General features: G+C 45.9%; 18 protein-coding genes, 1 pseudogene and 1 riboswitch. Of the genes and pseudogenes, 6 read left to right on the top strand and 13 right to left on the bottom strand.

Features of this window, described 5'->3' with window-relative positions; translation table 11 throughout:
• Positions 1 to 43: 43 nt before the first annotated feature.
• The 11 genes from IC21_RS07995 to IC21_RS07945 form a co-directional block, all read right to left on the bottom strand.
• Positions 44 to 712, bottom strand: a complete 669-nt coding sequence (locus IC21_RS07995; protein WP_019722117.1) for a HoxN/HupN/NixA family nickel/cobalt transporter — start codon at positions 710 to 712, stop codon at positions 44 to 46.
• 43 nt (positions 713 to 755) lie between these two features.
• Positions 756 to 1,574, bottom strand: a complete 819-nt coding sequence (locus tag IC21_RS07990) for an urease accessory protein UreD (RefSeq protein WP_029141835.1) — start codon at positions 1,572 to 1,574, stop codon at positions 756 to 758.
• On the bottom strand, positions 1,571 to 2,185 hold the full coding sequence (ureG, locus tag IC21_RS07985; RefSeq protein WP_013860432.1) for an urease accessory protein UreG: 615 nt from the start codon (positions 2,183 to 2,185) through the stop codon (positions 1,571 to 1,573). Before ureG ends, IC21_RS07990 begins: the two co-directional genes overlap by 4 nt.
• Positions 2,186 to 2,220: 35 nt before the next feature.
• On the bottom strand, positions 2,221 to 2,904 hold the full coding sequence (locus IC21_RS07980; RefSeq protein ID WP_029141836.1) for an urease accessory protein UreF: 684 nt from the start codon (positions 2,902 to 2,904) through the stop codon (positions 2,221 to 2,223).
• On the bottom strand, positions 2,897 to 3,346 hold the full coding sequence (ureE, locus tag IC21_RS07975; RefSeq protein WP_013860434.1) for an urease accessory protein UreE: 450 nt from the start codon (positions 3,344 to 3,346) through the stop codon (positions 2,897 to 2,899). Before ureE ends, IC21_RS07980 begins: the two co-directional genes overlap by 8 nt.
• Positions 3,347 to 3,359: 13 nt before the next feature.
• Positions 3,360 to 5,069 (bottom strand): urease subunit alpha, encoded by a 1,710-nt coding sequence (gene ureC, locus IC21_RS07970; RefSeq protein ID WP_029141837.1) that lies wholly within the window; start codon positions 5,067 to 5,069, stop codon positions 3,360 to 3,362.
• Entirely contained in the window at positions 5,066 to 5,389 is a 324-nt protein-coding gene (locus IC21_RS07965) for an urease subunit beta (protein WP_013860436.1), read from the bottom strand. Before IC21_RS07965 ends, ureC begins: the two co-directional genes overlap by 4 nt.
• A gap of 14 nt (positions 5,390 to 5,403) precedes the next feature.
• Positions 5,404 to 5,706, bottom strand: coding sequence for an urease subunit gamma (locus IC21_RS07960; RefSeq protein ID WP_029141391.1), 303 nt, complete (start codon positions 5,704 to 5,706; stop codon positions 5,404 to 5,406).
• A 166-nt stretch (positions 5,707 to 5,872) separates the two neighbouring features.
• Positions 5,873 to 6,871, bottom strand: a complete 999-nt coding sequence (locus IC21_RS07955) for a formamidase (RefSeq protein WP_029141838.1) — start codon at positions 6,869 to 6,871, stop codon at positions 5,873 to 5,875.
• A 50-nt stretch (positions 6,872 to 6,921) separates the two neighbouring features.
• On the bottom strand, positions 6,922 to 8,667 hold the full coding sequence (locus tag IC21_RS07950) for a cytosine permease (RefSeq protein WP_234969473.1): 1,746 nt from the start codon (positions 8,665 to 8,667) through the stop codon (positions 6,922 to 6,924).
• A gap of 36 nt (positions 8,668 to 8,703) precedes the next feature.
• Entirely contained in the window at positions 8,704 to 9,690 is a 987-nt protein-coding gene (locus IC21_RS07945) for an aliphatic amidase (RefSeq protein ID WP_019722123.1), read from the bottom strand.
• Positions 9,691 to 9,939: 249 nt separating this feature from the next.
• Between IC21_RS07945 and IC21_RS07940 the strand changes: the two genes are divergently transcribed.
• The 5 genes from IC21_RS07940 to IC21_RS07915 all read left to right on the top strand — a co-directional run bounded on the left by IC21_RS07940 (position 9,940) and on the right by IC21_RS07915 (position 18,955).
• The gene (locus IC21_RS07940) at positions 9,940 to 12,795 is read left to right on the top strand and encodes a transporter substrate-binding protein (protein ID WP_029141840.1); all 2,856 of its coding nucleotides are present in this window, start codon (positions 9,940 to 9,942) and stop codon (positions 12,793 to 12,795) included.
• Between the two features lie 354 nt (positions 12,796 to 13,149).
• Positions 13,150 to 13,893 carry an oxygen-insensitive NADPH nitroreductase gene (gene nfsA / locus IC21_RS07935; RefSeq protein WP_029141841.1) on the top strand — a complete coding sequence of 248 codons (744 nt, stop codon included), beginning with the start codon at positions 13,150 to 13,152 and terminating at the stop codon, positions 13,891 to 13,893.
• 242 nt (positions 13,894 to 14,135) lie between these two features.
• On the top strand, positions 14,136 to 15,470 hold the full coding sequence (locus tag IC21_RS07930; protein ID WP_029141842.1) for an amino acid permease: 1,335 nt from the start codon (positions 14,136 to 14,138) through the stop codon (positions 15,468 to 15,470).
• Between the two features lie 310 nt (positions 15,471 to 15,780).
• A riboswitch (SAM riboswitch) is annotated at positions 15,781 to 15,888 on the top strand.
• An 88-nt stretch (positions 15,889 to 15,976) separates the two neighbouring features.
• Positions 15,977 to 16,933, top strand: a complete 957-nt coding sequence (locus tag IC21_RS07920) for a sulfite exporter TauE/SafE family protein (protein ID WP_029141843.1) — start codon at positions 15,977 to 15,979, stop codon at positions 16,931 to 16,933.
• 726 nt (positions 16,934 to 17,659) lie between these two features.
• The gene (locus tag IC21_RS07915) at positions 17,660 to 18,955 is read left to right on the top strand and encodes a purine/pyrimidine permease (RefSeq protein WP_029141844.1); all 1,296 of its coding nucleotides are present in this window, start codon (positions 17,660 to 17,662) and stop codon (positions 18,953 to 18,955) included.
• Between the two features lie 207 nt (positions 18,956 to 19,162).
• Here IC21_RS07915 and IC21_RS07910 read toward each other — a convergent pair whose 3' ends face one another.
• Positions 19,163 to 21,334, bottom strand: coding sequence for an ATP-dependent helicase (locus IC21_RS07910; RefSeq protein WP_029141845.1), 2,172 nt, complete (start codon positions 21,332 to 21,334; stop codon positions 19,163 to 19,165).
• A gap of 515 nt (positions 21,335 to 21,849) precedes the next feature.
• Positions 21,850 to 22,035, bottom strand: coding sequence for a type Z 30S ribosomal protein S14 (locus IC21_RS07905; RefSeq protein ID WP_013860453.1), 186 nt, complete (start codon positions 22,033 to 22,035; stop codon positions 21,850 to 21,852).
• 349 nt (positions 22,036 to 22,384) lie between these two features.
• Here IC21_RS07905 and IC21_RS07900 point away from each other — a divergent pair.
• Positions 22,385 to 23,173 (top strand): annotated as a pseudogene (locus IC21_RS07900) (transposase); the annotation flags it as partial.

Here is a 23,173-nt window from a genome sequence, read left to right as displayed (position 1 = left end):
CTTCGGAAGGACCAGCCTGTCGTGATACAGCAGCAAGAGACAGTTACAATGATTGCAACCACATTTTAAACAATCCTTCCCCTATCCCTAAGTTGTACATATAATAGATACCGAATACCGTACTAATGGCTCCAGTGATCTGCGTAAGCGTCTTATTTACCTCTACTTTTTTAGCGCTTATGATAAACGGGATACCCAGGATAGTTGTAAAGAAAAGCATGCCGAATATAGTTCCAATTCCAAATATCAAAATATAAATAGCTGATTCAACAACACTTTTAACAGTACTCATTGTCAGCAGTACCATTGCTCCGCTTCCGGCAAGTCCGTGTACAAACCCGATACACACTGATTTGATGTAGGAATAGTTGCGCTTATGGCCCGGTTCATGATAATGATGATTTATACGTACCCTTTTAAATGCAGACAACGTTGTAATGCCAAGATAAACCAGCATTATTCCTACAAGAAATTCAAGTGACATGGCCCATTTTTCCGGAATTTCACCCTTTATAATTAAAAGGCAAATTCCAACAATAAATAAGGTTGCCGTATGGCCAATCCCCCAAAAAACGCCTGCAAGGGATGACTGGGACAGTTTCTTGCTTCGGCTGGCAATTGTAGATACAGCAATAATATGATCCGGTTCAATCGCATGTTTAATTCCCAACACAAATCCTAAGGCAAGGACAGATATAAAACTTACATCCATTTAATACCACTCCCTTCATCCTGCTAACCGGAAATATATCTGACTAGTATTTTCTTAAAAACAGCCTGTCTTTATGAAGCAGTTCAGCCCTTGCAAATGAATGGGCAGTTTTCATAAACTGTTCAACTAATCCGGTATTGTAGCCCATTACCCGCAGCATCACACCGTACCCGGAAGGCAGACATGACAAACCGAACTTCAGGCCGGCGCCGGATTTTTCAAGCTTTTCATAAAGCGCCTCAAGAAATTCCCTCCCAGCCAGCGGATGGATGACGGCAAAAGTGCCAAGATGTGTAAACCCGTCCATTTGCAATATATCGCCAATCCCCCGGTCCGGCTCTAAATTTAAATGATCAAATAAAATAAGCGCTCCGTCCATCCATACCTTTAATTTCGAACGGATCCAATCATATGTAAAAAAGCGGCCGTTCTGCGCCCATCCAGGGGTAATCATGTCCCGGTAGAACAAACTTGCACCGAGTTCCATCCGGACTTCAGTCTCCTGTACAAACCGGGCGCCTTCGTAAGCAATGAGCGGATCCGGCAAATATTCAAAGACACTGCCACTTTTTAAATGGAAAACCGTCTTTTGCGCTACCGGTTGCACCGGCGTTTTGTACACTTTTGCAGATGCCTGTGTCGTTGCGGTCATTCGGGCTCCCTCCCCGAGTTTCAGCGCCGTATAATAGTTGTCCCCGTCCACATAGCCTCCGCCAACATGAATGAAATAAATAAGCGGCATATCTTCATCCAAATAAATCGGGCGGCTCACTTTAAAAGCGCCTTCCTGGTAACAAGAGGAAAGAACCGTTTTCTTCTGTTTTTTTACTGCTTCTATTTCAAGCATGCCTGTCCAGTTCATGACTCTAATCCGTACAGCAGCGCATTTTGCTTAATCCAGGCCACGACTTCTTCAAGCCCGGTTTCATTTTTTAGGTTCGTGAATATATTTTCCTTCTCCCCCCTTGCCGCTATCGTATCCCGTTTCATTACCTCAAGGTCCGCACCGACATACGGGGCCAGATCAATTTTATTAATGATGAATAAATCGGATTTGATCATTCCCTGTCCGTTTTTACGGGGGATTTTTTCCCCTTGCGCCACGTCAATAATATAAATCGAAAAGTCGGCCAGTTCCGGGCTGAACGTCGCTGCGAGATTATCTCCACCGCTTTCGATAAAAATCAAATCCAAATCCGGATGCTTCTCTTTTAACTCATCAATTGCCGCAAAATTCATACTGGCATCTTCGCGGATCGCAGTATGCGGGCAGCCTCCCGTTTCAACGCCGATGATTCGGTCTTTCGGGAGGATACTGTTTTTTTCCAGAAACATTGCATCCTCTTTTGTATAAATATCATTTGTAACAACAGCCATGCTGAACTCATCCTGCATTGCCCTTGTTAGTTTTTCAACAAGCATGGTTTTTCCGGCACCAACCGGGCCGCCGATGCCAATCCGAACCGGTTCCATAAGCACATCTCCCTTTTTTATGAAAAATTAAGATATTAAGACATAAACAAACGTACATGAAGCCTTTCATGCTGCATCTGGGCAATTTCAAGCCCCGGGCAGCTGATCCCCAGATCATCTATTGTACAGATTGAAATCACGCCAAGCGCTTCATCAATTGCCGGCTGGATATTGGTTAAAATCCGTTGTCCATCCGTCTGCCCGATCGGAATTCCGCGGACAGCATTTTGCACAAGTGCGGATACAGCCGAAAACAGACAGACGCCGGTAACCACTTCTTTCGGTGCCTGAATGCCAAATCCGGTAAGTGCAAATACAATCGCCGGATGACCGCACAGCCTTTTGTCCAGGATCCCTTCCAAATAACCCGACAGCAACGATGAAGGATACAATTCCGCGCAAACCTTTGCCATCCGCTCTCCCATTCTTCGACCCGCTTCCCGCGATTCTTCAGCTAGGCAGGACGCAAACAAAATGCTGTCAATTTCCTCAACCATTTGGAGATCTTCTTTTTCTGCCGCTTCATACGCAAGCTTGCAGGCCAGGCCGTCTGTAAAAGCAAGCTGCCTGCGTATGTAGACAGAAATTGCTTTTTCAACATGTTCCCGGTCCTCCAGGCGGTTTTTTTGAAAAAAAGTTTCAAAACCGAGCGAGTGTGAAAAGGCACCTGATGGGAAATTAGAGTCACAGAGCTGGAAAAGCAGATACCAGTTATGCATCATGATGATGCCCAATATGGCGGAACGCTTGCTTCATCTTCCGTTTCTCCCGCCGGTACGGGATCCCGAGCCCTTCAAGCAACTCTTCCACCAAATAATCATACTGGACAATCATATCGTTTGCTTCAAATTGGGCCGGCAAATGACGGTTTCCGAGCTGATGGGCGATTTCCCCCATTTGTTTCATTGACCGCGGTGTGATAGTCAGCACATCATCCTCCAAAACAGAAACGACAATCATATTGCGATTATCCATGTATAAAATATCGCCGTCATGCAGTTCCTGGTTTTCTTTTAAACGGATGCCGAGTTCATTTCCGTGGTCCGTAACGGCGCGTTTGATCCGTTTCAGCAGGTCATCGCTGTTCATGTACACCCGTTCCACATGCAAACCTTTATTCTCTAAAGTTTCTACATTTCCAATTACTTTTTCAATAATCATCTGATTCTCTCCCTCAAAACAAAAAGTAACGTTGTGCCATCGGGACGGTTTCAGCCGGTTCACACGTTATCAGCTCCCCGTCCACTTCGACATCATACGTTTGCGGGTCTACTTCAATTTTCGGTGTCTTGTCGTTATATGGCAGGTCTTGTTTGGATAATTGGCGAATGTTTTTCACCGGCTTTACCTGTTTGTTTAAACCAAGTTCACGGTGTATGCCTTTATTGTAAGCCGCCTTTGACACAAATGTCAGAGAGGTCTTTTGCCTTGCTTTTCCAAACGCTCCGAACATATTACGGTAGAGAACCGGCTGCGGCGTCGGAATGCTTGCGTTCGGGTCGCCCATCAAGCTGTAAGCAATCATCCCGCCTTTTAAAATCAGTTCCGGTTTGACACCGAAAAAAGCAGGATGCCAGAGGACGAGATCGGCAAACTTCCCGGTTTCAACAGATCCGACATAGTCGGAAATGCCGTGGACAATAGCCGGATTAATCGTGTATTTGGCGATATATCTTTTGGCCCGGAAATTGTCCCCGATACCTGTATCCTCCGGGAGTTTGCCGCGCTGTTTTTTCATCTTGTCAGCAGTCTGCCATGTTCGCATAATCACTTCGCCGACACGGCCCATTGCCTGCGAATCGGACGAAATCATGCTGAACACACCCATATCATGGAGAATATCTTCCGCCGCAATTGTTTCTTTTCGGATCCGTGAGTCTGCAAAAGCGATGTCTTCCGGGATATTGGCATCGAGATGGTGGCAGACCATCAGCATATCGAGATGCTCTTCCAATGTATTGACGGTGAACGGGCGGGTCGGATTGGTAGATGAAGGTAAAATATTCGGATAACTTGCTGCTTTAATGATATCCGGCGCATGCCCGCCGCCCGCGCCTTCCGTATGGTATGTATGGATGACACGGCCCCCGATTGCCTTAAGCGTGTCCTCGACAAACCCTCCCTCGTTTAAGGTGTCTGTGTGAATAGCCACCTGCACATCATAACAATCCGCCACTTTCAGGCACGTATCAATTGCAGAAGCTGTCGAACCCCAGTCTTCATGCAGTTTCAGCCCGATGGCTCCGGCTTCAATTTGTTCATTTAGTGGCGCTTCTGCCGAACAGTTTCCTTTGCCAAGAAATCCGAGATTCATCGGGAAGGCTTCTGCAGACTCGAGCATCCGGTGAAGATTCCAAGGCCCCGGCGTGCACGTTGTCGCATTCGTTCCGGTCGCAGGCCCGGTCCCGCCGCCAATCATCGTTGTAATGCCCGATGCAAGCGCCGTTTCAATTTGCTGCGGGCTGATAAAATGAATATGCGCATCTATGCCGCCGGCTGTTACAATCATCCCTTCTGCGGCAATCACTTCAGTTGACGCACCGATTGTGATATCAACCCCCTCCATTAAGAGCGGATTACCCGCCTTTCCGATTGCTGAAATAAATCCGTCTTTTATCCCGATATCCGCTTTATAGATGCCTGTATAATCCAAAATGATGGCATTCGTTAAAACAAGGTCCGGGCTGGCATCGCTGGAAGCATGCGGATGCTGCCCCATCCCGTCACGGATTACCTTGCCGCCGCCGAATTTCACTTCATCCCCGTACACGGTAAAATCTTTTTCAATCTCGATAAACAACTCCGTATCCGCAAGCCTTACCGCATCTCCGGTAGTGGGACCGAATATATCCGCATATTGCCTGCGCGGCATTGAAAAAGTCATGCTTCCCCCTCCTTTTTAAGCGGGCCGTTTGTCTGGTTATTCAGGCCGTAAACTTCCCTTTTTCCAGCAAACGATACCAGCTCCACTTCTTTTTCATCCCCCGGCTCAAACCGGACAGCCGTACCCGCAGGAATATTCAAATGCATACCGAACGCTTTGGCACGGTCCATCACAAGCGCCTGGTTCACTTCATAAAAATGAAAATGTGAACCGACCTGCACCGGCCTGTCACCGCGGTTCGTCACAGTGATCCGGGCCGTCTTCCGGCCTGCATTACAGACAACTGGTTCATTTTTTAATATGTACTCTCCTGGAATCAATTCGAGCACCTCCTTTATCGGATCGGATTGTGGACCGTGACCAGTTTTGTACCATCCGGAAATGTCGCCTCAACCTGGATGTCAGGAATCATTTCCGCGACGCCTTCCATGACGTCTTCCTGTTTTAAAATGGTTGCCCCGAATTGCATCAGCTCTGCCACTGTCTTCCCATCTCTTGCTCCTTCCATCACTTCATATGTAATGATGGCAACTGTTTCCGGGTAGTTCAGCTTCAATCCGCGTTTCTGCCGCCTGCGGGCAAGATCCGCCGCTACCACAATCATGAGTTTTTCGGTTTCTCTGGGGGTGAGTTTCAACATAACACCTCCTCATCATAAAAATATCGGACGTTAAAAAAAATAACAATTAAATGTCACATCAGTTAACATCATCATACAACAGAAAAATATTTTGATCAAGATGAAATTTTCCGAATTATAAACTAAAAAGGCGCTGGAATTTTCCAGCGCCCCTTTTTCTTACTCAGCTCTTTACAGGATTTTGCACTGGATATCCGTATATGGAGCCGTCCTTGATCTTAATCTCATCCTCCCATGGAAGCTTGTAGCGATTCTCAGCCAAGTCCCTGATGTAAGTGTATGGATTCTCCTTCACACCCCCTGGCGTAGCTACATAGCCTCTTGACCCAAGGTTGTAAATGTTATTTTCAAGCCCCCAACCCAGTCTTGCCTGGTCCGCCAATTTCGGATAAATTTCCGCTGTTACAATTTCATAAGGATTGCGGTGCCCCTGTACTAAAGTTGTGCCGTCAAAATTGCATACCTGCCCTTCCCCGAAATAGTAGAATGTGCCGTCATAACCTGCAAGATTGACAGACATCGTATACATGAGGTTTTGCCATGCATTTGAACGGTTTGTCAAAATCCACTGGTCATTCACCTGAGTACTGTAACCCGAAATCCGGATCAATACATTCGCCCCTTTATATGCGGCTTCCCGGGCAATTTCCGGAAACATCCCGTCATGGCAAATACAGACAGCTAATTTGCTCCCGCCCGGCCCTTCGCAAACCGGGAGGCCAAGATTGCCTGCCTGCCATGGTTCAACAGGCACCCACGGATTCAGTTTTCTGTATTTTAAAATGATTTCCCCGTCCGGATCAATGATGACTGCCGTGTTATAAGGTGCACCGCCATCCGGATCTTTTTCCATCAGTGAAAAAACACCATATACCTCCGCTTTCCGGCAGGCTTCCCCAAAAATATCCGTTTCCGGCCCGGGCACTGAACAAAGAAATTCATCCGTTGTCCATTTCTTTGTATTTAAACCCTGGGTGCTGTACTCGGGAAACACAATCAGTTCCACGCCCGGATAACCTGCTTTTGTAGAATGGATCATTTTGACAATCTGCTCGATTTGTTTATCAATATCACTTCTCGAATCGACTACCGGCACAGGATATTGAATCAATGCCGTTAAAAACCCTTCTGTTGGTTTTGACATACTGCCAATGCTTCCCATATCCAACTCCCCTTTATCGTTTATCTTCAAATGAGTATTGCAAAATAAGCTCAGGATGTGGCCTTCTTACACATATCATGGCAATCTTTTTCCAGACTGCAGCAAAGCGAACAAATCATTCCCTTGTGGAACGGGCAGTAAGTACTGTCCATCGGCTCATAATCAAACCCGCAAACCGAACAAGTTACTTCACCGTTTTTGTTAACATGATGGTGATGATGTGCACGGCTGCTGCCAGCTGGTGCTTCCGCTTCATCCTCAACCATTAACCCTGCAACCATTTCGTGCTGGGTTTGCATGACAGGATTTTCTCTCGCAATGTAATACTTTCCTTTTGTGGCAATTGCAATAATTGGTGCCAAGATAAAGGCGAGTATAAGAGAAAGGAAAGGCGAAAATGCCTGTAATACCGCCCCAAATACGCCAAAGTATGCCAAAATTGAGACAATGGACGCAATTATCATGGAGCCGAACCCAACCGGATTAAAGTTATACAAGTGGGCCCTTTTGAACTCGATATAAGGCGGGCTGAGTTTCAGCAATTTTTTATTAATCACAAGATCTGCCACAATAGCGCCAATCCAGGCAACCGCAACATTGGAATAAAAACCGAGAACGGTATTCAGAAAACCAAACAGCCCAGCTTCCATCAAAGTAATCGCAATAGCCACCTGAAGGATCAACCAGACCACCCGGCCCGGATGAAAATGAAGCAGCCGCGAGAAAAAGTTGGACCATGATAAGGAACCGGAATAAGCATTGGTCACATTAATTTTGACCTGTGAAAGCAAAACAAAAAATGTCGCGATCGTCAGTACAACAAAGGTACCCGGGATAAACTCGCTGAACGCTTTGATAAACATTTGAATCGGTTCATTCGCTTTTGCCAGCCCGACACTCGGCGCAATATAAGAAGCAAGGAAAGAGCCGCTCAATTGTTTAAACGAACCAAGGATGATCCAGCCCGGACCTGATAAAATAACTGCCCATAGCCACTTCTTGCGGTTTTTGGATGTTTGATCCGGCATAAAACGAAGATAATCCGCCTGTTCCCCAATTTGGGTGATCAGTGATAAGACAACACCGGACGCCATTGCAAAGAAAAGCGGGTTAAACGCTGTCCCCTCCGGCGAATTGCCTTCAAAGTGCAGCCAGGCATTAAAAGCCTGCGGATTTTTCATCAAAATGGCAAGGATAGGTGCAATCATTAGAACAAGCCAGATCGGCTGCGTCCACACTTGCAATTTCGACAGGGCTGTCATTCCGAACAATACAAGCGGGATCACAATTAACGTACTGACTAAATAACCAATCGCAAGCGGAAGGTGAAAATAAACTTCCAGTGCCTGCGCCATGATGGCCCCTTCTGTTGAAAAATAGATAAATGTAAAGGTGGCATAAACCAGCGAGGTTAATGTTGATCCTAAATATCCGAATCCTGCGCCCCGGGTTAGTAAATCCATGTCCACATTATATTTGGCAGAGTAATAGCCAATCGGAATTCCGGTTAAAAAGATAATGACTGCTGCTGCAACAATTCCCCAAAATGCATTCGTAAACCCATAAGAGATAGAGATTGAAGCACCAATTGCAAAATCGGCCAAAAAAGCGATCCCGCCGAGTGCTGAACTTGCAACGGAAAAACTGGACCACTTCCGGAATGATTTTGGCGCATACCGTAATGCATAATCTTCTAAAACAGGGTTATTAACCCAGGAATTGAATTTTCTTTTCGGCTTTGTTTTCGATTTTGGTGCTGTATTTGACATGGAATATATGTCCTGTTCCACTTCCATTCCCCCTTCGCTTTTGTATGATCCCGTGGATGCTAATCATCCGACCGTTTCTTTTGCACGTCCTTCTTCTTGTTCCGGTGTCGGCCTTGTCAAGGTTTCGCAAATTTCTCTCGCCTTTTCCGGGTTCTCCACCCAGGTTTGATAGAAGGAATAAGGGCAGCCTGCGACGCCATTTTCAACTGCCGCATACCCGCGGTGGGTTAAATTGAACAAGTGATTTTCAGCCGTCCAATTTTTTCGCGCATTCCGGATGGCAGAAATGGATAATTCTGCATATGTCACTTCATCCGGAGAACTGCCGCATTCCGCTAAAGTAACGCCATCAAAATTCACAATATTGGAGTGCCCAAAGTAAGAGTAAACTTTATCCCGGCCGGCCATATTGGCAACTGCAAAATAAGCCAGATTTTCCCAAGCCCTGATACTTGCCACTTTAATTTGTTGTTCTTTTGAAGGGTACATATATCCTTGAATACGAACAACGAGTTCCGCGCCTTTCATCACGGTATCACGGACGATTTCAGGCATGTTCGAATCATAGCAAATATTCGCCCCTATTTTTAGTCCCTTTGGTCCTTCCACCACCATCGTTTCCGAACCCGGATACCAAGGTTCTTTCGGCACCCACGGATTGATTTTGTGGTAGTTCATCCTGATTTTCCCGGTATCATCAATTAAGACGAAACAGTTATACGGATTGCCTTCCGGATTCATTTCTCCCGTGATGGAAAATACACCCCAGACTTTGTTTTTACGGCAGGCTTCTGCAAAAATGTCTGTTTCAGGACCCGGGACGGTTGTACACAACTCATTCCATTTTGTCGGGTGAAAACCCTGGGTAGAGTACTCCGGAAACACAATTAAATCCAACCCCGGATATCCCATTTTTGTGCCTTCAACAAAGTCGGCAATGCACCGGCAATTTTCGATCACCTCTTCTTTGCTTTCTAAAACCGGCACTTTGTAATTAACAACTGCAATTCCTACCGTATCTTGAGAAGAAGAAATAGAACCTACTGGCATGAGGATCCCTCCCATTTTTGATGTTCACTAAATAATATTGCAAGAACCATGCCAACTTTTCCGAAAACCTAAAACTATATTCTCCTTGAAGATGTAATAATTCCTTACATCAAATATGGACATTTTGTTTAAAACTGTATGAACACCGGTATACAAACTGTTCATTTTTTTGTAAATATTCTTGATTGCCAGCCTTTATTGTCTATAATAAGTGTAGGCTTTCCATTTTGTAATGAAAGGTGTCATGAGATGGTAAATGAAGGAATACGCATCGGACTGTTATTTTCATTGACCGGGCCCACAGCCGTTACGGAAACCGGGCAGTACAAGGCGGCGTTGCTTGCGATCAAGGAAATAAATGAAAAAGGAGGGATAAATGGGCATCCGATCACGTCTTTTTTTGAAGATATTGAGTCAGACCCGTCTGTAACCGTCGAAAAGGCTAGGAAGCTTATAGGGGAAAACCAAGTAGATATATTGTTTGGCACCTACACTTCCGCTTGCCGAAAAGCTTTGCTCCCGCTGTTGGAAGAAGAGGACATTCTTTTGATTTATCCGACGCTGTACGAAGGGAATGAAGCAAATCGGTGGGTATTTTACACCGGTGCTACACCGAATCAGCAACTGCAATTTTTTATACCGTGGATCATTACAAATCTCGGGCGAACTTTTTATTTGATCAGTTCTGATTATGTTTTTCCAAGGGAGACCAATAAACACATTAAGAAGCTTTCGAAGGAATACTACGCTGAAATATTGGGAGAGTCTTACTATCCGCTCGGAAGCCAGGATTTTGAACCGGCACTGCTTGAAATCAGCCGGCTTAAACCGGATATTATATTTTCCACATTGGTTGGCGACAGTGTTGCTGCTTTTTACAAACAATTTTACAGGAGCGGATTCGAACAGCCTATCTGCAGCCCGATTACAGCAGAAACAGAAATACACGCAATTCGTTCGGATTATCACCTGAACTTGTACTCTTCCTTTCCTTATTTCAGCTCCATTCAAACAAAAGAAAATAGAGCATTCGTCCGGCATTTTCAAGCGGAATATCACTCAAATGTGATTAGTTCGGTGATGGAAAATGCATACAACAGTATTTATCTTCTTTTTAATGCTTTACATAAAACGGATAAGGCAACAACCGGCGCTTTAAGAGCCGCATTGGCCCGGTCTTCTTTTACAGCTCCTCAGGGACCGGTTCACTTCGACGGGACCAACCAGCACTTATGGCAGCATTCCAGGATAGGGAGAGTCAATGGAAACGGGGGTTTTGATATTGTCTGGCAATCCAATACTCTGATAGAACCGGCGCCTTTTTTATTAAATACTCACCCGAAACCGACTTTCAAAAAGAACAACATCATTCAGCCTGATGACATGTATATAAAACAGGGCCGGCTGCGCCAGGAACAGAAAAAATGGGCCGAAACTTTTATCTTTTTTGAAAGTCTTGCGGAATTATTTCCTTTTTCCTTTTATTTGATCAGCCATTCCGGTCATTTGATCAAATCGTTTTTCTCTTCATCCGAAACAGCAATTTTCTTTCCGCCCGGTTCAAAATGGAGATTGGAAGATGCCGGAGAAAACGGATTTGGCAGGGCTTTAAAACGAAACGATTTGAGCGTCGTCACCGGGCGCCATCATACACATGCTTGTTTAAAAAATTTTACGACAGCCGGGATCCCGATCAAAATATTTCATGAAACAGCAGGTGTCCTTGGCATTGCCGGGAGCGCCGGCAGCCAGGCAAATGTAGAGCAGGCAGCCAGGCAGATTGCATTGCATATAGACTTGTTTTCAAAACTTGTGACCGAGAGGAAAAAAAGCAGGCTGCTTGAGCATATTTTGCAAGAAGCGATGGTGAAACGACGCCCTGAAGGCATGATCGTTTTATACCGGAACAGCACCGTATTTGCCAATGAGCAGGCAGAACAGATTGTCAATGACCAGCCCCTATTAATTGATGCTTTATCTTCAGACATTGCCGAGCTGGGCAACCGCCTTGTACCGGAAAAACATTTACGGAGGAGGATTGGAGATGATGCCTACGAAATCCGAATGCGACAATGGGAGGATTATTTTTTGATTTACGTCAAGCAGGGGGATAAGAAAGAGGGGGACAGCAATCCGGCTGCAAAAACTTCTTTTCAAAATATTATTGGAAAAGAACCCGCATTCCTTGATGCCGTTCATATCGCCAAAACCGCTGAGAAAACAGATGCAAATGTGCTTATTATCGGGGAAAGCGGCACAGGCAAAGAATTGTTTGCCAAAGCCATTCATCACGAAAGTTTGCGGAAAGACAAGCCCTTCATTGCCATCAACTGCGGCGCTGTGCCAAAAGATCTGATTCACTCAGAGTTTTTCGGCTATTCAGAAGGAGCTTTTACCGGGTCAAAAAAAGGTGGCAAAAAAGGCCTTTTTGAAGAAGCAAACGGCGGGACTGTTTTTCTTGATGAAATTGGAGAAATGCCGCTTGACTTGCAGGTTACGTTGCTAAGAGTGCTACAGGAAAGGGAAATTACGAGAATTGGGGAACACAAGCCTGTTCCGGTAGATGTCAGAATAATTGCAGCCACAAACAAAAATCTCCGGGATGAAATTGCCTATAACGGATCATTCCGGAGTGACTTATACTACCGTTTGAATGTATTTCAAATCGAACTCCCGCCGCTCAGAAAAAGGCCGGGTGATATTCAGAAACTATCGGAATATTTTCTATCACAATTAAACCAGAAAAACGGAACACGGAAAGAATTCGCAGCAGATGCCGTCCAAATTCTTAAACAGTATGAATGGCCCGGCAATATTAGAGAGTTGGAGAACATTATTGAACGCAGTTATTATTTATCCGGTTTTCATTCTGTCATACTGCCTGAATGTTTGGATCCCTATCTGCTAAATACGTATAACCATACACACCAGCAGGACCAAATGATTGAAGGAAAAGGAACAGAAGAAGAACCGGAAAAACAACATCTTTTAGCCTTGTTGGAGGAAACAGGCTTTAATATCAGCAAGATCTCAAGAATTTTAGGCGTTTCAAGAACGACGGTTTATAAGAAACTGCAACAATATGGCATCAAGCTGAAACGCTAAATCCAAATCCACAACGGAAAGATGGGGGGTTTTTCAAAATAAAATTTTGGAACGACCGCTCCGCTCCTGGCAATGCTTGAAAACATTACTTCACTCCATATTTATTTTTTCAAGAATCCGTCATCTTTGAAACGATTTATATTTTGTTCATCGTTCAAATGTACTGTTTGGGTTCTCCCGCCTTCGCACTTCGGGTATACCAAAACGAAAATAGGTTAATTTAGCCTTAATCCAAATATTTTTTGGCAGACCATCGTGGCCATGCTGGACAACAAGCACCTTTCATGCCGGCCGTTATTTTCTGTGCTATATTTGAACATACAATGGACTCACCAAAGACAGGAGTGTAAAAGAATGAACACAGTCATTGAAACGATTCTCAATCACCGGTCGATCCGCCATTATGAAGACCGACCGCTATCTGATGAACAAATCCGCCTGATTGTGGAATCCGCGCAGGCAGCCGCCACTTCTCATTTCGTCCAGGCTTATACGATTCTCGGCATTCAGGATCCCGGACGGAAGCAAAGATTAGCAGAACTGACCGGGAACCGCCATGTCGGAACATGCGGCCATCTGCTCATTTTCTGTGCCGATCTCCATAAACATGCACTTGCGGCGGAAATGGAAGGCGTAGATGCGCAAGATACACTTGAGACAACGGAAAAATTTATGGTCGCGCTCATCGACACGGCACTGGCCGCGCAAAACGCCGCGCTCGCTGCGGAATCGATGGGGCTTGGCATTTGTTATGTCGGAGGCTTGCGCAACCGGCTGCCGGAAGTGGCCGAACTTTTGAAAATCCCGCAATATGTCCTTCCGCTATTTGCAATGACAATCGGCTATCCGGCCGATCCGTCTGCGAAAAAACCGCGCATGGCGGCTGAGCATGTTTATTTTGAAGATGAATACCCGGCTGATGAACGTCTTTTGCGCGATCTGAAGGAATACAATGAAACGGTTTCGCAATATTACACAAAACGCACCGACGGAAAAAGGAACGATACCTGGACAGGCCAAATGGCACAATTTTTTAAAGAACCGTCACGCGTTTTTATGAAGGAATTTGTAGAACACCAAGGGTTTGATAAAAAGTAGAGGGAGCTGGCGCGTATTTTCCTCTGCCCGTCCCGGGGCACAAATTTAAACAGAACGGCGAGATACTACAATGAGTGGTGTCCCGCCGTTTTTACATTTTACTTTGGTGAAATATGGATGCATCTGCCATCCGGCGATTCCATTTTTTTGTATATCAATATTTCCTTTTTTCTGCTAAAATAGAATAAATGCTTTAGCACTGAAAAGCGTTTATCTAAAAAAGAAAAGTGAGATTGATAGAAATGGAAAAAAACCAACATCATTTGCAAAAAGGCTTGTCACCAAGGCATGTCCAGTTCATCGCATTGGCCGGGATGATCGGAACCGGCATTTTTAAAGGCAGCTCCGATACCGTCAGCCTTGCCGGCCCGAGTGTTGCCGTTTCTTACCTGATTGGCGGCGCGCTTTTATTCATTGTCATGTCAGCGCTGGGGGAAATGGCGCTCGTCCACCCCGGCCTCAACGTCCAAAATCTGATCCACAAAGCGTTCGGCAGCCGGGTTTCTTTCATTATTGGCTGGCTGTACTGGATTAACTGGGTCATTGTTACAGTCGTGGAACTGCTTGCAGCCGGGAGCTTCCTGCAATTCTGGGTTCCCCACGCGCCATTGTGGCTGCTCAGTTTGCTCTGCGCCGCTTTCATAGTCGGCATCAATTTAATTGAAGTGAAGTACTACGGCGAATTTGAATTTTGGATTGCCGGCATTAAAATCATCACATTAATCGTTTTTATCCTGCTTGGCGCGCTGATTATATTCGGTTTATTCCCCGGGACATCTTCCATGCTGTCCAACTATACAGCGCACGGCGGGTTTTTCCCGAACGGGCTTCACGGTACGTTCAGCGCTTTTCTGATCGTGATGTTTTCATACGGCGGCGCGGAACTGATCGGCGTTACCATTTCGGAAACGAAAGACAGCGAAAAAGTGCTGCCGCGTGTCATTAAACAGACCGTTGTCCGCGTCATGCTTTTTTATATTTTGCCCATCCTGATCATTTGCGGCATTATCCCGTGGAACCAGGTTTCTTCCGTGGAAAGCCCGTTTGTGCAGGTGTTCAGCCGCACGGGGATCCCCGCTGCCGCCCATGTGATGAATTTTGTGCTCTTGACGGCCGTTCTTTCTGCCGCCAATTCCGGCATTTATGCCACTTCGCGCACACTGTTCAACATGGCACAATCCGGAGAAGCGCCGCGCGCCTTTTTAAAAATTTCCCGGAAAGGCGTCCCGCTCACCAGTATTTTGCTGACCTCACTGTTTATTTTAGCCGGCGTGATTCTGGCCTATCTTACGCCGGATGAGGTCATCAGCTATTTGATGACCATCCCGGGATTTACCGTCGTCCTTGTCTGGATCGCCATCTGTGCAGCCGAACTGCGGCTCCGGAAGTCGTATGCAAAATTGCCTTCCTTCCGTGTAAAAGGGTACCCTTTCATGGTCTGGATTGCGCTGCTTACACTGGCAGGCATTTTCCTGTCCTTTTTGCTGGGCGGCGGCAACCCGATTGGTACAAGCGTCTGCCTCGCTATTTTAATCGTGCTGGTCGTCCTGTCACTGAAAATCAAAGCAAAGGAATAGGCTTGTGTTGATAAAACCGGTTTCCTTGGGCGTGCAGGGGACAGGCACGGGTGGATAGCGCGTATCAAACTGCCAGAATGGGCGGGCCCGCTAACCCGTTCGGACTATTGAATGGAAGCAACCATAATCCCCCCGCGCATCCTAAAACAAGCTTTTTAACACCAATCCGGCGTAAAGAAAAAACTCCCGACAGAGCGTAATCTGATGGGGGTTTTTTCTTTATCCCCCCATTCGTATAAATCCGATAAAAAAACTTGCAATAATTATATTGACTTCCATTTATTTTCTGATAAAATTTTAAACAACAAATTACTTATCAAGAGCGGCGGAGGGATCTGGCCCAATGAAGTCCGGCAACCTGCAGCGAGCAGCAAGGTGCCAATTCCAGCAAAATGGGTACCATTTTGAAAGATAAGCGCTTATCCTTTACTCGCTGTCTTTCCGTAAAATGGCGGAAAGATTTTTAATTTCTGCAAGGCCGGCCGTTTAAACCAGGATAGGCCCTGATGCGTATAATTCCTCTACATCAGGATGAATCAAATTTATGGATGAAGAAAGCGGGGAACATGAACATGCAAAAATTAATTGTCTTAGCACTTGTCGGCCTTGCCGCACAATTGGTGGATGGATCTCTCGGAATGGGTTACGGGGTGACTTCAACCTCACTCCTCTTGGCTTTCGGAATTGCGCCGGCTGTCGCATCAGCTTCTGTGCATTTGGCGGAGGTTTTTACAACGGCGGCTTCCGGGGTCTCACATATGAAATTTGGGAATGTCGATAAAGGGATCATTTGGAAACTGGTTGTACCCGGGGCTGTCGGCGCCTTTCTCGGGGCAACCGTTCTCAGCCATCTTCCTGCAAGCACATTAAAACCGTACATTTCTATTTTTCTGATCGCCCTTGGCCTCTATATTCTTATCCGGTTTCTGATCAACGCGCGCGGGGCGTTGAAAGTCAAAGAAAAGACCGGGTCTAACGTATTTTTTATCCCGCTCGGCTTTGTCGCAGGATTTTTTGATGCAACGGGGGGCGGCGGCTGGGGCCCTATCGCCACACCGGCTTTGCTGTCCAGAAATGACATCGAACCGCGGAAAGTGATCGGCTCGGTGGATACAAGTGAATTTGCCGTATCCCTGGCGTCAAGCATCGGTTTCCTTTTATCCCTCGGCGCTATGCAGATTAACTGGATCTGGACGATCGCCCTCATGCTTGGCGGCCTGATCGCCGCACCGATTGCAGCCTATCTGGTTAAAATTTTGCCGGCTCATTTGCTGGCTGTCATTGTCAGCGGCATGATTGTGTTCAGCAACGTGCAAACTTTATTAAAAATGGCCGGCGCCGGAAGCGGCTGGTACGGCGTTACCTATACAGCCATTGCGGCAATATGGGCAATCCTCATTTTCTATACAATCAGAAAACACAAGCGGGCAGTTGCCAGCGCCAGCGTAAGCGTCGCAGAATAAGGAACATGTTCGGGCAAGGGATCCATTGCCCGAATTGTTTTTACCTAAACAAATTTTGGCAAAAAATAAACATATACGCTTCTATGTGAAGAAACAGTGCCTTTTTTGCTCGCTTCCTTAATGTAGGCGGGCTCTATGTTAAGGAACAATATCTTTTTACCGCGCTTCCTTTACGTAGACGACCTCTATGTTAAAAAACAACATCTTTTTACCGTGCTTCCTTAACGTAGACGGCCTCTATGTTAAGAAACAACATCTTTTTACCGCGCTTCCTTTACGTAGACGGCCTCTATGTTAAGAAACAACACCTTTTTACCGAGCTTCCTTAACATAACCGGCCTGCCGATACCACGTAGCACCAGCAAAAATTATCCATCATAATTTTTTTCGAGATAGCACGCCTAAGTAAAGGCAACCGCAAACTCTTTTAATGACAAACAAAAAGCGTTCTGCATGAAGATCGTCCAGAAATTTTTTGCGGATCCAAACATAGCTTAGCCCGCGCCACATATACGCTAGATTTTTATATAAATTAAAACATGGGCAAAAAACATGGCTTAGCACGCGCCCCGTCCGGTTTGCCGCCCCAGTTTATGCCGCTGTCCGCCATGCCCACTATCCCTCCCTCGTCCGTAAAGTGTATTATGTTTAAAATGTAAAACCTGTTTTGCTATAATTATATTTACTGGTATTTTCCATTTTTTGAACGGAAAGAACGGTGTGTCTATGAAAACATTGATTTCGTCGCTGCAATGGATGGCATTTATGATCGCCGGGTCGATCGCGGCCCCGATTGCCATTGCGGCTGCTTTCCATTTCAGTGCAGGTGAGACTGCCCTGTTTGTGCAGCGGACGCTTTTTGTACTCGGGATCGGCGGCCTTTTGCAAGGCATTTTCGGCCACAGAATGCCAATCAATGAAGGGCCCGCCGGGCTGTGGTGGAGCGTGTTTGCCATTTATGCGGGGCTTGTCGGCAGCATGTACAGTTCAAGCACTGAATCTCTGCAATATTTGTCAGGCGCACTGATTGTAACCGGCATCTTTTTCTTCCTGCTCGCTTTTACCGGCCTTGTGGACCAATTAAATAAACTGTTTACACCGGTAGTGACATTTATTTATTTGCTATTGTTGGTGCTGCAGTTGAGCGGCTCTTTTATGAAAGGGATGCTCGGCATTACGGGGGCCCATCAGGAAGTCCGGCCGCTTGTTGCTGTTTTGAGCCTTGTCACAGTATTGCTTACATTCTATTTTGGTCATGTAAAGAAACCGTGGGTCAAGCAATATTCGATCATGCTCGGTTTGATTTGCGGCTGGATTTTGTTCGCGCTTTTCGGTGAAGCGCCGGCTATTACATTTGGGGAAAGCTGGTTCTCTCTTCCCGCCGTATTTGATTTTGGAAAACCGCGTTTTGATTCCGGCGCCATCACAACCGGTGTATTCATCGGGCTTTTGCTAACTGCAAATATGATTACGTCTGTGCGCGTCATGGGAAATGTGACGGGAGTCCGCCAAGAGCGGGTGCGGAGCAGTCTGTTCATATCCGGCATCAACCAGCTGCTTGCCGGCGTCTTTTCCGCTGTCGGTGCGGTGCCGATTGCAGCAGCGGCAGGCTATGTTGCACAAACCGGCATAAAAGTGCTGAAACCATTTTTGTACGGCGCTTGTTTCGTTTCCATTATTGCTCTGCTCCCACCGCTCGTGCATATCATGTCTGCGATTCCCGCGCCGGTCGGTTATGCCGTTACCTTTGTGGTCTTCACACAGTTGGTCGGCCTTGCCTTAAATGACCTTGAAAAAAGCCCGGACAAAGAGATTGCCCATACAACAGCGGGCATCTCCTTCCTGGTCGGAATCGGCGCAATGTTCTTACCCGCTCATGCGACCGAACATTTGCCAATGGTCGTGGCAACTTTTCTAAACAACGGCTTAATCCTTGGATCTGTAGTCGGCATTTTGACAGAACAGCTGCTGATTTGGAGAAAAAAAAGAAAAATGCAGGAAAACAGCATCCGCGAGCAGTAATGCCAAACAGCAGGGAATGCTCTGCTCCCATTTGCACGGAGTCCCGTGTCACCAACCGGATGCAGGCTTTGCTGCAATCATCAAAATGGCCTGCATCCCTTGCCTTACATACAGCCGCGAACCCTTTGCGGCGGTCAGGGGTGCAAAAATGCCGGGAGATTCCCGGCATTTTTTATATCCGCTTCAGTTTTCCTTCTTCACACACGATTACCGACCGGCTTCCTCAAGCAGCCCCATTTCGATGCAGGTCGGGATAGACAGTTTCACCGTCCGTTTTTCGAACCGGATGGCCATGGTGTCGCCGTTGATCTCTACAATTTCACCATGGCCAAACACACGGTGCCGGATTTTTTTGCCGGCCACAAAAGCGGAGGCATCCTTCATTGCATTCGGGTTCTGCGGGATGGAGACCGTCTTTTTGCCGATTCGGGCAACTGCCATGTCCGGCTTTGTTTTTGCCGCCTTTTCAACATTGTTGACAATTTCCTTCACCGCTGCAACAAACGGCGAGTCCATTGTCCGGGTTCGGTCCCGTTTTTCATAGCTGACCATTTCCAGCGACTTTTTCGCGCGCGTCATGGCCACATAAAAAAGACGGACCGATTCTTCCATCAGTAACTCATCTTCTTTTTCATCGTCACCCGGAATGATCCCATTCACCAGGTCAATCATATATACTTTTTCAAACTCCAAGCCTTTAGAGCTGTGAAACGTCGAAAGCGTCACAGCATTCCGGCCTTTGTTCCCTTTCGCCGTTTTTAAAATTTGCGCCAAATGCTGAAGACGCGCGGCAAATTCCTCCATGGTGGAAAGCGTGTCCGCGATTTCTTCGAGTGTGTTTAAAATGCCAATCAGGGGATCCTTTCGAAATCCTAATCTTTTGCACATGTTTTCGAGCGCTTTTTCATAGCCGAGCCTGCCGCGAATAACATGAATCGCATCCAGCGGCGGCATGCCCCGCATTTCCCGGAACGTCTCCTTTACTTCACGCACTTTTTGGACCTGGTAGTCCTTCAAATGTGCGTATTGGATTAAATTGTCAAAAACAGATTGGTTATTATGGATCCCCTTTACCGCTTCCATCTGCTGTTTCGTAATATAACCGTCCAGTTTCGAATGGACCTGCGCGAGGATATCCGCCCGTTTATCGGTAAACGTGAGCCGCATCACATTCAAAATATCCTGGACGACCCAGTGGGAGAAAAAGCGGTTGTCGGTATCTTTGAGATAAAACGGAATCCCTTCCCGGTCAAATTCGTTGATCAGGGCAATCGAAGACATATTGTTGCGGTACAGCACGGCAATTTCCGAGAAATTTTCGGATGCGGCAATGTTTTGGGCCAAATATTTTGCCTGGTATTTATAATCCGGCAGGCGCACAAACCGGATCGGCCCGGCAGGCGGGTTTTCCGTGAACATGTTTTTATCATAGCGGTGCTTGTTGCGCTTGATAAACAGGTTGGCAGTCGTGACAACCTCTTGAGATGACCGGTAATTTTGTTCCATAAATAAAATTTTCGCATCCGGATACACTTTATTAAAATTTAGCAAGTAGGACGGCTCCGCACCCCGCCAGCTGTATATTGACTGATCATCATCGGCGACAACGCACAAATTGCGATGCCGGCGCACAAGCTTTTCAACAATGGCATGCTGTACCATGGACGTATCCTGGCTCTCATCCGTCAGCACATAGTCATAACGCCCCTGATACATACGGAGAAGATCAGGATCACGCCTTAATATTTCATTCGCATGCGTCAGCATATCATCAAAATCAAGAAGCAGCTGTCTGGTGCCCTGCTTTTTAAATGCCTCATACTCCTTTAAAATCCGGGCAGCTTCCGGCACACTCGTCGCCACCTTCCTCCATTTTGCAGGCGGGATCATCTTGTTTTTGATATAGCTGATATACGTCTGCAGTTCCTCCAGCTGGTCTTCCGTGATCTTCTCTCCATGAATGGCCTTGTACACATTCCGCAAGATTTTTTTCTTATGGTACGGTCCTGCCTCGCCTTCAATCAGCAAGAAAGGAGCATTGTTCCGTCTGAAAAATACGCGGACGAGTTCAAAAGCAAGGCTGTGGATCGTTGAAAAATCAACGGGCGGAAGATTCGGAAAAAGCTTTCGGAACCGGTCTTTCATGTCAGCGGCAGCGGCCCGGCTGAACGTAATGGCTTTGATCCGTGCAGGTGCCACCCCTTTTTCTTCAATTAAATAGCCGATCCGCATGATAATTGTCGTCGTTTTTCCGGACCCGGGAGAAGCCAAAAGCAAAAGCGGACCTTCCGTTTGCTTTACGGCCTCTTGCTGCACTGCATTCAGCACAATTCCGGACTCCTCTTTTTTACGGGTAAAAAAGTCTTGTTTCGTGTCCATTGACATTGCTCCGTTCCAATTGCTTTGGTTTAATAGTAGCATATTGGAACGGAGTGTTGACATAAAATCTAACCATTCAGTTTTGACAACTGTCTCATATGTATAAAAATAGTTCTCAATCGCATTCGAAGGCTGCCTTCAACATCTCACAATCGAGAAAAGCTTGACACATACCTCGTCATAAAAGGTTTTGCCTATGACGACATTTTCCTATGTCCTCCCTTTTTTTCATTTTCTATAAAAGAAAAATTTCTGCATGCATGCCGAAATTCCTTTTAAAAAAATCAGAAGGGAAAGGTTTTGGATTTCCAAGTAAACATGCCGGCTGTACTGGAAATCAAGGTACCCGCTCCGCCTACGCGGTGTACCGATGATGGCCACGCTTGCCATCCCCGCTGATTTTAGAGTACCACCGGTTTGTTAAATTATGATGAAGAGAGATTAAAGAATTTACAAAGATGCGGAAAGAACGGGGATATGTATCCCGTGCCCCGAAAAAGGGGAGCGGGGAAGGCTTACCAGCTGGATTTTTTTACGCCTGGAATCTCGCCTTTATACGCAAGTTCCCGGAAACAGATGCGGCAAAGTTTGAATTTGCGGTATACCGAATGAGGACGCCCGCACCGCTCACAGCGTGTGTAAGCCTGAACTTTAAATTTCGGCTCACGTTTTTGTTTGACAATCATCGATTTCTTTGCCATGACGTTTGCCTCCTTTCTATGCGTTAACAGTTTATTTTACTATAAATTCAATAGAAAAGATAGTGGAATATTTTGGAATTATAAGTAAACCTTTCTAAATAATTTTTCAAATCACATGATACTTCGTTCATCTTAATATAGAGATGCAAAAAATTCACCTTAAAAAGAAATCAAATGGAGAAGCAACTTCTCCATTTGATTTCTTTTAGTTATTTGGGTTTTTAAGTAGGGCTTGCTGAATAAGCAAAAATTCCAGATTTGACAAGGATTTTGGCTACTTTTGTCGAATATAAAGTGTAAGGATTTCATAGGAAACATGTAAAAAACCTTGCACTTGGAGGCTGTTGCGATGTACAAAAAGACCGAACATCAATTAACTTTTGTAGATGATTTTTTTCTACCCTTCGGTGGAAAATTAAATAAAGAAAATCGCTGGGTCCGTCTTGCTGAAATGATTCCTTGGTGGATGGCGGAAGAAAAGTATGCCAAGTCCTCCAAGAAAAAATTCAAAGGCGAAAAGGCTTATTCTGTCAGAATCGCTCTTGGGGCTCTTTATATCAAAGAACGGCTTGGGCTGTCTGACCGGGAAACAGTCGAACAGATCACAGAAAACCCGTATCTTCAGTATTTTATCGGCTTGCCTGAATTCCAGGAAAAAGCCCCATTCGACCATTCTCTGATGACTCGTTTTAGAAAACGTTTGGGCGCAAATATCATCAACGAACTGAATGAATGGATCGTCTTGGAAGAACAAAAACGTCAATTGGAAGAGGAAAAGAGCAACGATGATGATCATCACGACGACAATGATGATGACGTTGATGACGATCATGGTAGTGATGATCATTAACCTTCTGGTCCTGCTTCGGAAGAGACTCAACTGAATCGGTTTCTCCTAAAACGCATAACAAAGGAAAGCTCATTCTGAACGCAACCTGTGCACCGACTGATATTGCTTACCCTACAGACCTTGGGTTGTTGAACGAAGCCCGTGAGAAATTGGAGCATATCGTTGATGTCCTGCATGAACCACACAAAAGGAATTACATAAGCCACGGACCTACAGAAAAAGAGCCCGCAAGGACTATCTTTCTGTCGCTAAGCAACGTAAAGCTGGCGCCCGGAAAATCCGGAAAGC

It is taken from the genome of Heyndrickxia coagulans DSM 1 = ATCC 7050 (genome assembly GCF_000290615.1).
Lineage (GTDB): Bacteria > Bacillota > Bacilli > Bacillales > Bacillaceae_C > Weizmannia > Weizmannia coagulans.
Note: the sequence above shows the minus strand (reverse complement) of the source record. Positions and strands in the feature narration are given on the sequence as shown.

Bases quoted from the DNA above. Each gene is read 5' to 3' on its own strand.
- IC21_RS07915 (WP_029141844.1), top strand. From the start codon at position 17,660: ATGAAAACATTGATTTCGTCGCTGCAATGGATGGCATTTATGATCGCC.
- nfsA (WP_029141841.1), top strand. From the start codon at position 13,150: ATGAACACAGTCATTGAAACGATTCTCAATCACCGGTCGATCCGCCAT.
- ureE (WP_013860434.1), bottom strand. From the start codon at position 3,346: ATGATTATTGAAAAAGTAATTGGAAATGTAGAAACTTTAGAGAATAAA.
- IC21_RS07940 (WP_029141840.1), top strand. From the start codon at position 9,940: ATGGTAAATGAAGGAATACGCATCGGACTGTTATTTTCATTGACCGGG.
- IC21_RS07950 (WP_234969473.1), bottom strand. From the start codon at position 8,667: ATGGAAGTGGAACAGGACATATATTCCATGTCAAATACAGCACCAAAA.
- IC21_RS07945 (WP_019722123.1), bottom strand. From the start codon at position 9,690: ATGCCAGTAGGTTCTATTTCTTCTTCTCAAGATACGGTAGGAATTGCA.
- ureG (WP_013860432.1), bottom strand. From the start codon at position 2,185: ATGGAACCGGTTCGGATTGGCATCGGCGGCCCGGTTGGTGCCGGAAAA.
- IC21_RS07955 (WP_029141838.1), bottom strand. From the start codon at position 6,871: ATGGGAAGCATTGGCAGTATGTCAAAACCAACAGAAGGGTTTTTAACG.
- ureC (WP_029141837.1), bottom strand. From the start codon at position 5,069: ATGACTTTTTCAATGCCGCGCAGGCAATATGCGGATATATTCGGTCCC.
- IC21_RS07995 (WP_019722117.1), bottom strand. From the start codon at position 712: ATGGATGTAAGTTTTATATCTGTCCTTGCCTTAGGATTTGTGTTGGGA.
- IC21_RS07910 (WP_029141845.1), bottom strand. From the start codon at position 21,334: ATGGACACGAAACAAGACTTTTTTACCCGTAAAAAAGAGGAGTCCGGA.
- IC21_RS07905 (WP_013860453.1), bottom strand. From the start codon at position 22,035: ATGGCAAAGAAATCGATGATTGTCAAACAAAAACGTGAGCCGAAATTT.
- IC21_RS07980 (WP_029141836.1), bottom strand. From the start codon at position 2,904: ATGCATAACTGGTATCTGCTTTTCCAGCTCTGTGACTCTAATTTCCCA.
- IC21_RS07920 (WP_029141843.1), top strand. From the start codon at position 15,977: ATGCGTATAATTCCTCTACATCAGGATGAATCAAATTTATGGATGAAG.
- IC21_RS07990 (WP_029141835.1), bottom strand. From the start codon at position 1,574: ATGAACTGGACAGGCATGCTTGAAATAGAAGCAGTAAAAAAACAGAAG.
- IC21_RS07930 (WP_029141842.1), top strand. From the start codon at position 14,136: ATGGAAAAAAACCAACATCATTTGCAAAAAGGCTTGTCACCAAGGCAT.